The organism is Ideonella benzenivorans, from assembly GCF_020387415.1.
Lineage (GTDB): Bacteria > Pseudomonadota > Gammaproteobacteria > Burkholderiales > Burkholderiaceae_C > Ideonella > Ideonella benzenivorans.
On the sequence record NZ_JAGWCB010000008.1, the window covers coordinates 400,773 to 413,204 of the forward strand.

14 protein-coding genes are annotated in these 12,432 nt (G+C 68.1%); 6 read left to right on the forward strand and 8 right to left on the reverse strand.

The genetic code is table 11. The features are described from left to right. The first annotated feature begins 95 nt into the window (after positions 1-95). Entirely contained in the window at positions 96-1,382 is a 1,287-nt protein-coding gene (locus KGA65_RS07490) for a hypothetical protein (RefSeq protein WP_225862515.1), read from the forward strand. Positions 1,383-1,567: 185 nt separating this feature from the next. Beyond that, positions 1,568-1,975: a MerR family transcriptional regulator gene (locus tag KGA65_RS07495; protein WP_225862516.1), complete on the forward strand. Its 408-nt coding sequence runs from the start codon at positions 1,568-1,570 to the stop codon at positions 1,973-1,975. Here KGA65_RS07495 and KGA65_RS07500 read toward each other — a convergent pair. Next, a complete protein-coding gene (locus KGA65_RS07500; protein ID WP_225862517.1) occupies positions 1,966-2,556 on the reverse strand; it encodes an EcsC family protein in 591 nt (196 codons plus the stop codon). The two genes, KGA65_RS07495 and KGA65_RS07500, sit on opposite strands and share 10 nt — an antisense overlap. A gap of 123 nt (positions 2,557-2,679) precedes the next feature. Between KGA65_RS07500 and KGA65_RS07505 the strand changes: the two genes are divergently transcribed. The 3 genes from KGA65_RS07505 to upp all read left to right on the forward strand — a co-directional run bounded on the left by KGA65_RS07505 (position 2,680) and on the right by upp (position 5,007). Further along, positions 2,680-3,462: a heparan-alpha-glucosaminide N-acetyltransferase gene (locus KGA65_RS07505; protein WP_225862518.1), complete on the forward strand. Its 783-nt coding sequence runs from the start codon at positions 2,680-2,682 to the stop codon at positions 3,460-3,462. A gap of 45 nt (positions 3,463-3,507) precedes the next feature. Further along, positions 3,508-4,281, forward strand: coding sequence for a 23S rRNA (guanosine(2251)-2'-O)-methyltransferase RlmB (rlmB, locus tag KGA65_RS07510; RefSeq protein WP_225862519.1), 774 nt, complete (start codon positions 3,508-3,510; stop codon positions 4,279-4,281). A gap of 84 nt (positions 4,282-4,365) precedes the next feature. After that, positions 4,366-5,007: a uracil phosphoribosyltransferase gene (gene upp, locus KGA65_RS07515; RefSeq protein WP_225862520.1), complete on the forward strand. Its 642-nt coding sequence runs from the start codon at positions 4,366-4,368 to the stop codon at positions 5,005-5,007. A 21-nt stretch (positions 5,008-5,028) separates the two neighbouring features. Here the strand turns inward: upp and KGA65_RS07520 are convergent, their stop codons facing one another. From KGA65_RS07520 to KGA65_RS07540, 5 genes are read right to left on the reverse strand one after another with little or no spacing between them, the layout of a single operon-like run. After that, positions 5,029-5,568 carry a chromate transporter gene (locus tag KGA65_RS07520; RefSeq protein WP_225862521.1) on the reverse strand — a complete coding sequence of 180 codons (540 nt, stop codon included), beginning with the start codon at positions 5,566-5,568 and terminating at the stop codon, positions 5,029-5,031. Further along, positions 5,565-6,164, reverse strand: a complete 600-nt coding sequence (locus KGA65_RS07525; protein ID WP_225862522.1) for a chromate transporter — start codon at positions 6,162-6,164, stop codon at positions 5,565-5,567. The genes KGA65_RS07520 and KGA65_RS07525 overlap by 4 nt, the downstream gene beginning before the upstream one ends. Next, entirely contained in the window at positions 6,164-7,171 is a 1,008-nt protein-coding gene (locus tag KGA65_RS07530; RefSeq protein WP_225862523.1) for a D-2-hydroxyacid dehydrogenase family protein, read from the reverse strand. The genes KGA65_RS07525 and KGA65_RS07530 overlap by 1 nt, the downstream gene beginning before the upstream one ends. A 51-nt stretch (positions 7,172-7,222) precedes the next feature. Beyond that, positions 7,223-7,696, reverse strand: a complete 474-nt coding sequence (locus KGA65_RS07535; protein WP_225862524.1) for a hypothetical protein — start codon at positions 7,694-7,696, stop codon at positions 7,223-7,225. Next, positions 7,671-8,120, reverse strand: coding sequence for a hypothetical protein (locus KGA65_RS07540; protein WP_225862525.1), 450 nt, complete (start codon positions 8,118-8,120; stop codon positions 7,671-7,673). Before KGA65_RS07540 ends, KGA65_RS07535 begins: the two co-directional genes overlap by 26 nt. Before the next feature lie 239 nt (positions 8,121-8,359). On the opposite strand from KGA65_RS07540, the gene acnA reads away from it, so the two are divergent. Continuing rightward, positions 8,360-11,095 carry an aconitate hydratase AcnA gene (gene acnA / locus KGA65_RS07545; protein ID WP_225862526.1) on the forward strand — a complete coding sequence of 912 codons (2,736 nt, stop codon included), beginning with the start codon at positions 8,360-8,362 and terminating at the stop codon, positions 11,093-11,095. Positions 11,096-11,101: 6 nt separating this feature from the next. Here acnA and KGA65_RS07550 read toward each other — a convergent pair whose 3' ends face one another. Then, positions 11,102-11,881 (reverse strand): fumarylacetoacetate hydrolase family protein, encoded by a 780-nt coding sequence (locus tag KGA65_RS07550; RefSeq protein WP_225862527.1) that lies wholly within the window; start codon positions 11,879-11,881, stop codon positions 11,102-11,104. 14 nt (positions 11,882-11,895) lie between these two features. Further along, positions 11,896-12,399, reverse strand: a complete 504-nt coding sequence (locus KGA65_RS07555) for an LEA/WHy family protein (protein WP_225862528.1) — start codon at positions 12,397-12,399, stop codon at positions 11,896-11,898. Between the last annotated feature and the right edge of the window lie 33 nt (positions 12,400-12,432).

Below are 12,432 nucleotides of genomic sequence, written 5' to 3' on the forward strand. Positions count from 1 at the left end.
TGGGGGGGGGTGCTTCAACCTGGTGCACCCCAGGATGCACACTGTTACATCAGGCCTGCCGACCGTGGTCGGGCCCGGGAGTGAAGGAAGATTTCATGATGGTGAAAAGCGCGAAACGCGATCGATCAAGCGGGCACCCGTTGCCGTGGTGGCAATGGGGGGCGGTGGCGTTTCTGACGCTGGGTGCCGCCGCTGCGCATGCAGGAACGGAGGTGCAGGTCAGCACCACGAACATCTTTGATTACGAGTTCGACTGGGGTCGCAACGGCGTGAACTGCCCGAGCTGCAACCAAGGTGCTGGTAACAGCCGTCTGGCCTTCATCGACAACACCTACAAGCTGTGGGTGGCTTCGGTCGATCCGGCCACAGGCAACTTCATCCCGGCCAATGGCAAGGGGGTGCAAGTCGACAACCGAGCCGCCCCGGCAGCCCTGTACCTGAACGGTCCGGAATGGGTACGCTCGGCGTTGGGGTCGCAGATCGTCTACACCCGCTTCCAGCCAGGGGTGCCGATTTCAGACGCCTCGGCGAATCTGGCCACCGCCACCGACCTGTCAGGAGGCGGCTGGGCTGTGACGACCTTGGACAACAGTCTGGGCAAGGTCAACCCGATGGGATCCTCCGATTTGGCCGACCCCGTCCCCTATCTGCACTATCAGAACACCTCGACGTCCTACGCCTTCAGCCGGCTGGAGAACAACCCGGCCAGCGAGTTGCCGATCACGGTCAGCGGTGTCGGGGATGCCAGCTCCTTCCGGCGCTCGGTCGATGGCACGAACAAGGTCATCGTTTCGGGCATGGCGGCATCGGGCTATTACCAGCTGTTCCTGTATGACGCCACCACCGGCGTGAGCGAACAGATCACCAACGAGAAGGCGAACATCAAGGGAGCCTCGATGTGGTCCGCCCCGGAGTATGGCGGGGACTACGTGATCGCGGCGGTGCGCAATGGGGCCGCGATCGTCATCTATCGCCAGCTGACCAATGGCGACGGCAGCAAGACCTGGACGAAGGTCCTCAAGCAGACGCTGCCGGTTGCCACACCCTATGTCTGGTCGCCGGAGTACTTCGTGCACAACGGCAAGTCCTACGTGTTCTTCCAGATGAACACGTCGCCGGACTGGAGCGACTACACCCAGCCCAACCTGCTGGGCATGATGGGCATCACGACCGACAACGCCAAGATCAAGAAACTGGTGTCCAGCGGTGCGCCTTCCCGCGCCCGCGAAGATCCCGAGTACTTCATCACAGAGCAGGGGCCGTTCATCTACTACAACCGCTACAAGTACGATGGCACCAAGCTCACCTCCGAAGGCATCTGGCGCGTCGATACGGGCCTGGGGCCAGCGGTGACGCCCCAATTGAGCGCCAGCAAACGCTGAGCAGCGCAGCGCGCATCGATCAAAGCCAGCCCTTGCGGCTGGCTTTTTTCTTGTGTCACTTGCGTGAGCCTCGGGACGCCCCTGTCAGCACATACGCGAATAGGCGAGCCGCTTGCCCTTGCCTAGGATCCGATCGCAGTTCCTGTAGACATGGGGTTTGCGGGATCAGCGCAGGGGCGCTCGGCATGTCCATTCCAGAACAGCCCGAACCTTCCGAACCTTTGTTCGGCATCACCGAACTGTGCCGGGAGTTCGGGATCACCTTGCGGGCCATCCGTTTCTACGAAGACAAGGGGCTGCTGCAACCCCGGCGTGTCAATGGGTCACGGGTGTACAGCCAGCGCGACCGTTCGCGGCTGGTGCTGATCCTGCGGGCCAAGTCACTGGGCGCGTCGCTGGCCCAGATCCGCCACTACCTGGATCTTTATGGGGCGCTGGAACTGCAGGACACCTCCCGCCTGCGAACGGCCGAAGAGGAGCTGCAGCGGGCAGTGACCAGCCTGGAACACCAGCAGGCCGACATCTCCGCGACACTGCAGGAGCTGCGCCAGATCCACCAAGGGGTTCAGCTGCGGCTGCGAAATCAGGCCTGATCCACCGTCAGCCGTGGTCGCTGGAACAGCTCGATGGCCGCATGGGCCACCTGGCGGGTGTCCAGCCAGGCATAGGTGCCGACGCCGGCCGCCCCCAGCAGGGGCACCCAGCGTGAGGCACTTCGCTTGGCCACCCGGCGGGTGAGGACCAGCCCCACGGCCCGTGCGGCCTGCTGCAGGGCCGCGGCACTGGCCTCCTGGACCAGCAGACGGTCACTGGCCCGCGCCACCAGATCCCGCACGGCCTGGGCTGCGGCATGGCGGAACAGGCAGTAGAGCATCTGTTCCCGCGTCGGGGCGTGCGGCACGCCGTAGACCGCGGCAATGTCGGACACCATCTGGGCCTGGAGGCGCCAGACGGTCATCAGCTCCGGCAGGATGGTCAGCCAACCCAGCGGGCCAGTCGGCAAGGCGAGGGTGCCGGCCGTCAGCGCCGCCTTGGCCGAGGCCACCCGCATCAGCCGGCCGGCTTCGGCGCGGGGCCGGCTGCTGGCTTCTTCCTTGGTCGGAGGCACCCGGGCCACCAGATCCAGCAGGGCATCGGTCAAGCGATCGCTCACGGAGAAGGACTTGTCAGGCATGGCATCACGATTCTGAAGTGGGCAATCCAACGGAGAGGACCTTACTCCGTCCCCACGGTTCCGTGGTTGGATGGTGTATTCCAGCAACATCGGCTTCAAGACGCTGCGCTATCGTGCTGCGCCGTGCAAGCGATTCCTGCTCCTTCTTCCGCCGCTCAGTCTCCCCGCCGCTTCGACCGGCTGGACACCTTGCGTGGCCTGGCCATCGTCTGGATGGCCTCGTTCCACTTCTGCTTTGACCTGAACCACTACGGCCTGCTGCATCCGGTCCAGCACTTTCCGTCGGACCCCTTCTGGACGGTTCAGCGCACCTGCATCGTCACCCTGTTCCTGTTGTGTGCAGGCATGGGCCAGGCGGTGGCCCTGCAGGCGGGGCAGGGCTGGCCCCGCTTCTGGCGGCGTTGGGCCCGCGTGGCCGGCTGTGCGGCGCTGGTGTCGATCGGCTCGGCCGTCATGTTTCCAGAGAGCTGGATCAGCTTCGGCGTGCTGCACGGCATGGCGGTGATGCTGCTGATCGTGCGGGTGACCGTGCCCCCCCTGCGGCGGCGTCTGGGCCGTGGGGCGGTGCCGCTGCTGATCGTGTTGGGGTTGCTGGCCCTGCGCCTGCCTGGCTGGGCCCAGGCCCCGGTGTTCAACACCCGCTGGCTGAACTGGACGGGCCTGGTCACGCAACTGCCCTACACGGAAGACTATGTGCCCGTCCTGCCCTGGCTGGGGGTCATGCTGTGGGGCGTGGCCGCCGGCCTGCTGCTGCTGACACACCGCCGGCACTGGCTGGCCGGGCCGGTGCCTGCGGCCCTGCGGCCGCTGGCGGTGCTGGGCCGTTGGTCCCTGAGTTTCTACATGCTGCACCAGCCCTTGCTGATCGGCGCGGTGCTGGCCTGGCTGGCGTTTGCGAAGATGTAGCCGGGGAGTCTCCCGCGTCCGCTTGCCATCAAGGACAATCCGGGCATGTCCCAACGTGTCCTCTACGGTTTTCACGCCGTCACCGTGCGGCTCAAGACCGCGCCAGAATCCATCACCGAAATCCACCTCGACGCCCGGCGGCGCGATGCGCGCATGCGCGGCTTCATCGAGCGGGCCCGCGAGGCGGGCATTGCGCTGGTGGAGAGCGATGACGAGCAACTGAGCAAGATGTCGGGCGGCCCGCGCCACCAGGGCGTGGTGGCCCGCGTGACGGCCCTCAAGCCGCGCCACTCGCTTGACGAGGTGCTGGAAGAGGTCGAGGCGGCGAAGGCCGACCCGGCGCTGGTGCTGGTGCTGGATGGCGTCACCGATCCGCACAACCTGGGCGCCTGCCTGCGGGTGTGCGATGGCGCCGGCGCCCACGCCGTGCTGGCCCCGACCGACCATGCCGTGGGCATCAATGGCACCGTGGCCAAGGTGGCCTCCGGCGCTGCCGAGACGGTGCCCTACCTGATGGTGACCAACCTGGCCCGGGCGCTGGGCGAGATGAAGGAACGCGGCGTGCGCATCATCGGCACCAGCGACGATGCCGAGCACACGCTCTATGACCTGGACCTGACCGGGCCGGTGGCGCTGGTGCTCGGCGCCGAGGACAAGGGCATGCGCCAGCTGACCCGCAAGACCTGCGACCAACTGGTCAGCATCCCGATGGCCGGTGCGGTGGAGAGCCTCAACGTCTCGGTGGCGGCCGCCGTCTGCCTGTACGAGGCCCGTCGCCAGCGCCTGCACCAGCAGGCCACCACCACCCCTGCGGCCTGAGCCTGACAGACGGCCGCCGCGGGCCGCCGCGACGGTCCGTCCTACACTGCCCGCTGTTGTTCACCTTTCGATCGAATTCTCACCATGCCCGTCATCGCCGTCACCCATCCGCTGGTCCGTCACAAGATCGGTCTGCTGCGCGAGGCCGATATCTCGACCAAGAAGTTCCGCGAGCTGACCGGGGAGATCGCCCGTCTGCTGGCCTATGAGGCCACCTCGGACTTCCCGCTGGAGAAGGTGACCATCAACTGCTGGAGCGGCCCGATCGAGGTCGACCAGATCGCTGGCCGCAAGGTCACCGTGGTGCCCATCCTGCGGGCCGGCCTGGGCATGCTCGACGGCGTGCTGGACATGATCCCGAACGCCAAGATCAGCGTCGTCGGCCTGGCCCGTGACCACGAGACGCTGCAGCCGGTGCACTACTTCGAGAAGTTCGTCGGTGAGCTGGACCAGCGCACCGCGCTGATCGTCGATCCGATGCTGGCCACGGCCGGCTCGATGATCGCCACGGTGGACCTGCTCAAGCGCCGGGGCTGCCGGGACATCCGGGCCCTGATCATGGTGGCCGCGCCCGAAGGCATTGCCGCGCTCGAGAAGGCCCACCCCGACGTGCGTTGCTGGACCGCCGCGGTGGACAGCCACCTCAACGAGGACGGCTACATCATCCCCGGCCTGGGTGACGCCGGCGACAAGATCTTCGGCACCAAGGACGAAGGCACCCGCTGAGGGGAGGGGGCCGGCCGGCCCTCAGACCCAGCCCAACACGCCGGCGGCTGCGCCGACGGCGATCAGCCACACCGGGGAGATCCGGCTGCGCCAGCTCAGCACCAGGCTGCCCAGCATCAGCACCAGCGCCACGGGCTGGTGCAGCAGAGGCTGGGCCAGCAAGGCCCCGGAGACGATCAGCAACCCCAGCGTCACCGGCACCATGCCGGCGATGAAGGCCTGCACCCCGCGGGTGTCGCGGTGGCGAGCGCCCCAGCGGGTCACGGCCAGGGTCAGCACCGTGCTGGGGATCAGCATGCCGATCAACGACACGGCCGCCCCCGGCAGCCCACCGGCGGCGTAGCCGACCACCGGGATGAACATCAGGTTCGGCCCGGGCGAGGCCTGGGCCAGCGCCACGGCCGAGGTGAAATCCGCACCGCTCAGCCAGCCGCGGTCGACCACGACAAAGCGCTGCAGTTCCGGTGCGGTGGCCATCGCGCCGCCGATGGCCAGCAGGGACAGCATCAGGCAGTGCAGGAACAGATCGGCCAGCCCGGCCCAACCCAGGGCGCCGCTCACGGGGTGGGCTCCGTCGTGGAGGCCGTCTGGCCCAGACAGCGCCAGGCCAACAGACAAGACAGCCCGCCCAACAGCACGATGACTGCCACCAGCGGCCAGCGCCACCAGCCTGTGGCCAGCACCACCAGCAGAGTCACCGGCACCCAGCGGCGGCGCCCGAGCGGGTTGCGCCGCAAGGCCGGCAGCAGCTTCAACGCAATGGCCATCACCAGCCCGGCCGAGACCGCCCCCATGCCGCGCACGGCGCCGGCCACGGCCGGCACTGCCGCGAACTGCTGGTACAGCGCTGCGAAGGCCAACACCAGGATCAGCGGCAGCAACAGCATGCCCGCCAGGGCGGCGAGCGCCCCCCGCAGGCCGAAATAGCGGTCGCCCACCATCAGCGACAGGTTGACCACGTTGGGGCCCGGCAGCACCTGACCCACCGACAGCAGCTCGGCAAACTCCTCGACCCGCAGCCAACCCAGGCGCTCCACCAGCTCGCGCTGCGCAATCGGCAGCACGCCGCCAAACCCCATCAGCGACAACCGGGAGAAGGCGGTGAACAGCTGCAGGTTGGACGCCGGCCCTGGGCGGTCCCCCTCGGCCGGTGGCATCAACGCAGCACCTTCAGGGCCTCGGGGTTGATGATGTGGGTGGGGGTGCCGTTGCAGAAGTTGACGACGTTTTCAAACGCGGCGGCGAAGTAGCGCTCGTAGTTGTCGAGCTCGACGTAGCCGATGTGCGGCGTGCAGACCGCGTTCTCCAGACGCAGCAGCGGATGCCCCTGCAGGATCGGTTCGCTCTCGAACACATCCACCGCCGCCATGCCGGGCCGGCCCCGGTTCAGCGCCGCCACCAACGCGGAATCCTCGACCAGCTCGGCCCGCGAGGTGTTGACGAACAGGGCGGTGGGCTTCATGCGGCTCAGGTCGTCCAGCGTCACGACATGGCGGGTGCGGTCGGACAGGCGCAGGTGCACGCTCAGCACATCGCTCTGCTCGAACAAGGCCTCACGGCTGTCGAACACCGCCCAGCCATCGGCCAGGGCCCGTTCACGGCTCTCGTCGCTGGCCCAGATGCGCACGTCCATGTCGAAGGCACGGCCGTACCCGGCGACGATGCGCCCGATCTGGCCATAACCCCAGACGCCGAGCACCTTGCCACGCAGCTGCACGCCCAGACCGAAATTGGGCGGCATGGAGGCCGACTTCAGCCCCGACTGCTGCCAGGCGCCGTGCTTGAGGTTGCCGATGTACTGGGGCAGGCGGCGCATCGCCGCCATGATCAAGGCCCAGGTCAGCTCGGCCGGCGCGTAGGGCGAGCCATGGCCTTCCGCCACCGCGATGCCCAGGCGCGTGCAGGCCTCCACATCAATGTGGGAGCCCACCCGCCCGGTTTGGGCTATGAGACGCAGCTTGGGCAGCTTTTCCAGCAGGGCCGCGGTGAAGTGGGTGCGTTCGCGGATGGCCACCAGCACCTCGGCATCGCGCAGCCGCACGGACAGTTGTCCCAGGCCTTTCACGGTGTTGGTGAAAACCTTGGCCTGCAGGTCATGCAACTGGCCGGCGCAAGCCAACTTGCGCACCGCGTCCTGGTAGTCGTCGAGGATGATGATGTTCACCCTCGGGATTGTGCCTTGTGCCTGTGCCTGTCTGGCCGGCTCCCCGCCTGTTCAGCGCCAGGCTTGCAACGCCGTGTTCACGGAGGAGGAGAACGCCCAAGACTGGGGCAGGTCGGCATCCAGCTGGTCGGGAACGCGCGTCTGCACATGGTCCATCAGCTGGTCCAGGCTGCGATAGAGCTCTGCCCGCATGCCCAGCGAGCGCGCGTCGTCCCCGCGCAGGGCGGACAGCACCGGGCCCCGCAGCAGCCACAGGTCCAGCGGCTCCTGAGCCTGGCGAACCTGCAGGCGCAGCCAGTCGCCCTTGCGGTCGCGCAGGGGAGTCACGGCCTTGAGGAACACCTGCTTCATCTCGACGAACAGGCGCCGTGCCGCCAACCGGGCCGCGCGATCGGCCGGCAGGCCGTAATCGATGGGTTCGAAGGCGCTGTCCACCCCCTCCGGTTCGACGTCAAAGGCCTGGCTGGGCAGGGTGTCGGCGAAGGCACGGGCGCTCACGTCAGAGGAAAGGGCTGGGATGGGCATGATGCTCGTTCGTCGATGCATGACCCGAGATGCGGGCCGGGAAGTGACGGTTCACCAAAGTCAGCCGCCGATCGGCTTCGGCTTGGCTGCGTTCACAGGCGATGAGGCTGTAGAGCTCGGTGCGCAGGTGCCAGAGCTCGCCCAGCGACGCGACATAGGTGGCGCGCAGCCGCAGGTCGCGAACCGCCGCGCCAGGCAGGTCATCCAGGGCGGCACAGAAGTCGCCGCGGGCCTGCGTCAGCAGTTCGGTCTCCCCGCCATCGGGATGGCCGACCCGAGACGGCCACCAGGTGGTCCAGACCGGCTCGGCGCCGCCCCAGCCCGGCGCGGCCGAAGCCGACGGCGGAACCACGGCCACCCGCCCCGATGTCGACGGGGCGGCGCGGCGGCGAAAGAGGCGGGCGAACCAGGGAGAGGCGCTCATGGAAGCTATGTCGGAAGCAGGCCACGGAACATGAGCACATTCTTTCGGAGGACGGTGGCCGGCAAAGGTGCGAAAAGCCGTCACCAGGGGGGGCTTCTTCCTCCCGGTCCTGGCGAGCAGGCCGCGGCGACCAGGGTCTTTGTCATCGCAGAAGACGCCTGGCGGGCGTAAGCTCCGCCGATGGCGCCCATCGGCCGGCGCCGCCTGGTCTTCCAGCCACCCTCAGAGGAGTACTGTCGATGAGCCGTTTGCCCGCGCACCCGTTTGCCAAGACCCTGGACACCTTCGAGACCCGGTCCGGGAAGCAGGGGCGCTTTTATTCGCTGCCCAAGCTGGCCCGCCAGTTTCCGAACGTCAAGCGGCTGCCGGTGTCGTTGCGCATCGTGCTGGAGGCGGTGCTGCGCCACTGCGACGGCCAGCGGGTGAGCAAGGAGCATGTGCAGCAGCTGGCCCAGTGGCAACCGAAGGCCCCGCGCAACGAGGAAATCCCCTTCGTCGTCGCCCGGGTGGTGCTGCAGGACTTCACCGGCGTGCCGCTGCTGGCCGATCTGGCCGCCATGCGCAACGTGGCCGCCGAACTGGGCAAGCCGCCCACCGCCATCGAGCCCCTGGTGCCGGTGGACCTGGTGGTCGACCACTCGGTGATGATCGACTACTTCGGCAGCAAGAAGGCGCTGGACCTGAACATGAAGCTGGAGTTCGAGCGCAACCGCGAGCGCTACGAGTTCATGAAGTGGGGCATGCAGGCCTTTGACACCTTCGGCGTCGTGCCCCCGGGCTTCGGCATCGTCCACCAGGTCAACCTGGAATACCTGGCCCGCGGCGTGCACAAGACGGGCCCCAAGGGCGACAAGCTCTACTACCCGGACACCCTGGTGGGCACCGACAGCCACACCACGATGATCAACGGCATCGGCGTGGTGGGCTGGGGCGTGGGCGGCATCGAGGCCGAGGCCGGCATGCTGGGCCAACCGGTCTACTTCCTGACCCCGGACGTGGTCGGCGTGCACCTGACCGGTCGGCTGCGCGAAGGCGTGACCGCCACCGACCTGGTGCTCACCGTCACCGAGTTGCTGCGCAAGCAGAAGGTGGTGGGCAAGTTCGTCGAGTTTTTCGGCGAAGGCACGGCCAGTCTGTCGGTGCCCGACCGCGCCACCCTGGCCAACATGGCCCCGGAATACGGCGCCACCATGGGCTTCTTCCCGGTGGACGAACGCACGCTGGACTACTTCCAGGGCACCGGCCGCAAGAAGAGCGAGATTGAGGCCCTGGAAGCCTATTTCCGGGCCCAGGGCCTGTTCGGCGTGCCGGGCGAGGGCGACATCGACTATTCCGAGGTGGTGACGCTGGACCTGGAGTCGGTGACGCCTTCACTGGCCGGCCCCAAGCGCCCGCAGGACCGCATCGAGATCACGCACCTGTCCAGCCGCTTCAACGAGCTGTTCTCGGCCCCGGCCAGCGCCAACGGCTTCAACCAGCCGGCCGAGAAGCTGGACCAGGCCTTTGCCACCAGCGACGGCACCGAGCTGCACAACGGTGACGTGCTGATCGCCGCCATCACCTCCTGCACCAACACCTCCAACCCCAGCGTGATGCTGGCCGCCGGCCTGCTGGCCAAGAAGGCGGTGGAGGCAGGCCTGACGGTGGGGCCGCACATCAAGACCTCGCTGGCCCCAGGCTCGCGCATCGTCACCGAGTACCTGACCCGCACCGGTCTGCTGCCTTATCTGGAGAAGCTGGGCTTCAACGTGGCGGCCTACGGTTGCACCACCTGCATCGGCAACGCCGGTGACCTGGCCGCGCCGATCAACGAGGCCATCACCAGCAACGACCTGGTGGCCTGCGCGGTGCTGTCGGGCAACCGCAACTTCGAGGCCCGCATCCACCCGCTGATCAAGGCCAACTTCCTGGCCTCGCCGCCGCTGGTGGTGGCCTATGCCATCGCCGGCAACGTCCGCAAGGACCTGATGACCCAGCCGCTGGGCCAGGGCAAGAAGGGCAAGGACATCTACCTGGGCGACATCTGGCCCAGCAGCGAGGAGATCGACAAGCTGCTGCGCCACGCGATGCGGCCCAAGGCCTTCCGCGAGAACTACGCGCAGGTCGGCCGCAAGCCGGGCAAGCTCTGGGAGCAGATCCAGGGCAGCACCGGCGAGGTCTATCCCTGGCCCACCAGCGGCTACATCGCCCGCCCGCCGTTCTTCGACGGCTTTGAGCTGACGCCCACCCCGCGTGAAGCGAGCGTGCAGGGCGCCCGCATCATGGCGCTGTTCGGCGACTCGATCACCACCGACCACATCTCGCCGGCTGGCTCGATCAAGCCGGATTCTCCGGCCGGCCGCTATCTGCAGGGACTGGGCATCCAGCCGGTGGACTTCAACAGCTATGGCTCACGCCGCGGCAACCACGAGGTGATGATGCGCGGCACCTTTGCCAACGTGCGCATCAAGAACCTGATGCTGCCGCCCACTGAGGACGGCAGCCGGGTGGAGGGCGGCTACACCCTGATGCAGCTGCCGGGCGAGACGCAGGGCCAGCGCCTGGCCATCTACGACGCCGCCATGGCCTACCAGGCCGCGGGCGTGCCCACCGTGATCTTTGCCGGTGAGGAGTACGGCACCGGCTCCAGCCGCGACTGGGCGGCCAAGGGCACCCGGCTGCAGGGCATCCGCGCGGTGGTGGCGCGCAGCTACGAGCGCATCCACCGCAGCAACCTGGTGGGCATGGGCGTGCTGCCGCTGCAGTTCCAGGGCAGCGACAGCTGGTCGTCCCTGGGGCTGACGGGCAGCGAGGTGATCGACATCCGCCTGGAGGGCGAGCTGACCCCGCAACGCGAGGCCACGCTGGTCATCCACCGGGCCGATGGCAGCACGCAGGAGGTGACGCTGACACTGCGCATCGACACCCCGATCGAGGTGGAGTACTACCGCCACGGCGGCATCCTGCCTTACGTGTTGCGGCAGTTGCTGGCCTGACCAGGCTCAGAACCGCAGCGACACCTCGCCCAGGCCGTCGAAGGCGACGGTGACGGTGTCGCCGGCCTGGGCGTCCAGCAGGCCAACCCAGGTGCCGGTGGTGACCACCGTGCCCGCGGGCAGCACCGCGCCATCGCGCGTGGCATGGCGCAACCAAGCGGGCAAGACGGCGGTCGGCCGGCCGAGCGGGTGGCTGCCCCGGCACTCAACCGGTGCGGCCGCGCCCACCCGCGCCACGCAGCGCTGGGCGGACCAATCTCGTTCCGGCGCGAACGGATGCCACGCCCCCAGCACCAGCGCACCGTGCGACTGACCATCGGCCAGCCGCAGCAGCGGCGCCGCGGCCGGGCCTTCCGCCCAACGGGAATCGACCACCTCGACCGACACGGCCAGGGCCTCGATCAGTGCGGCGGCCGCCGTCTCATCCAGCGAAGCCGCCCGCGCGGCATCCACCGCCACGCCCAGGCGCAGCGCGATCTCGGCCTCGATGCCGCGGCGGCGCAACGGCAGGTCGCGCAGATCCGCCGGGCTGGGCCGCACACCGGCAGGCGACAGCGGGGCGTGCGTGACCGTGTCCAGCGTGCCACCGCCGGACTTCCAGGCCTGCGCCGGCCGGTCGGCCCACCAGCCCAGCTGGCGGCCCACGGCGAGTTGCACCGCATAGGCGTCGTCCGGCGTGGCCAGGGCCTCGGCCAGGCCCCGGCTGTCGGCAGGTTGATGGGTGCGGTGGGCGGCGCACAGCGCGCTCACCACCTCGGCGGCGGTGGCGGTTGGATTCAGTGTCATTCTGGAACGGAGGTTCAGCGGGGCAGGTTCAGCGTGCCCTTCTGATCGAAGGGAATCCGGCCCAGGCCGGTGCCGATCTGGCCATGCAGCTCATAAGGCACGCCCTGGCCATCGCCCTTGTCCAGACCCTTGCCCTCGGCCAGGCCCCAGGCCTGCTTGAGCAGGTTGATCGTGGACACGGTGACGGGGATCTCCACCATCGTCTCCCCATAGCGGGGCAGGGTGCCCTTGGCATTGGTCACGCCACTGGCGACGGCCTTGCCGGCCAGCTTCAGGTCCAAGGTCAGGCCGTCGTAGTCGATCGCGGTGGCATTCGGGTTCTGCACCCGCAGGCGCAGCAGAAAGCGCATCTCCAGCCCCTTGCCGGGCAGACTCTCCAGGTCGGCCACCGTCACGCGCGGCGCCGTCAGGCCGAAGCCGGCACAAGCCACCAGCAGCAGGGCGCCGACCAGGGCGAGCAGGCGGCCACGCCAGGCCCACAGCATGAAAGGACGGTGGGACGACAAGGTGGAAGACATGGCAACTTTCAAGGAGAGGAACACCTGGACTGC

Excerpts from the sequence above, each read along its gene's own strand:
- KGA65_RS07495 (WP_225862516.1), top strand. The coding sequence starts at position 1,568 with ATGTCCATTCCAGAACAGCCCGAACCTTCCGAACCTTTGTTCGGCATC.
- KGA65_RS07555 (WP_225862528.1), bottom strand. The coding sequence starts at position 12,399 with ATGTCTTCCACCTTGTCGTCCCACCGTCCTTTCATGCTGTGGGCCTGG.
- KGA65_RS07490 (WP_225862515.1), top strand. The coding sequence starts at position 96 with ATGATGGTGAAAAGCGCGAAACGCGATCGATCAAGCGGGCACCCGTTG.
- KGA65_RS07550 (WP_225862527.1), bottom strand. The coding sequence starts at position 11,881 with ATGACACTGAATCCAACCGCCACCGCCGCCGAGGTGGTGAGCGCGCTG.
- KGA65_RS07535 (WP_225862524.1), bottom strand. The coding sequence starts at position 7,696 with ATGCCCATCCCAGCCCTTTCCTCTGACGTGAGCGCCCGTGCCTTCGCC.
- KGA65_RS07525 (WP_225862522.1), bottom strand. The coding sequence starts at position 6,164 with ATGCCACCGGCCGAGGGGGACCGCCCAGGGCCGGCGTCCAACCTGCAG.
- KGA65_RS07540 (WP_225862525.1), bottom strand. The coding sequence starts at position 8,120 with ATGAGCGCCTCTCCCTGGTTCGCCCGCCTCTTTCGCCGCCGCGCCGCC.
- KGA65_RS07500 (WP_225862517.1), bottom strand. The coding sequence starts at position 2,556 with ATGCCTGACAAGTCCTTCTCCGTGAGCGATCGCTTGACCGATGCCCTG.
- rlmB (WP_225862519.1), top strand. The coding sequence starts at position 3,508 with ATGTCCCAACGTGTCCTCTACGGTTTTCACGCCGTCACCGTGCGGCTC.
- upp (WP_225862520.1), top strand. The coding sequence starts at position 4,366 with ATGCCCGTCATCGCCGTCACCCATCCGCTGGTCCGTCACAAGATCGGT.
- acnA (WP_225862526.1), top strand. The coding sequence starts at position 8,360 with ATGAGCCGTTTGCCCGCGCACCCGTTTGCCAAGACCCTGGACACCTTC.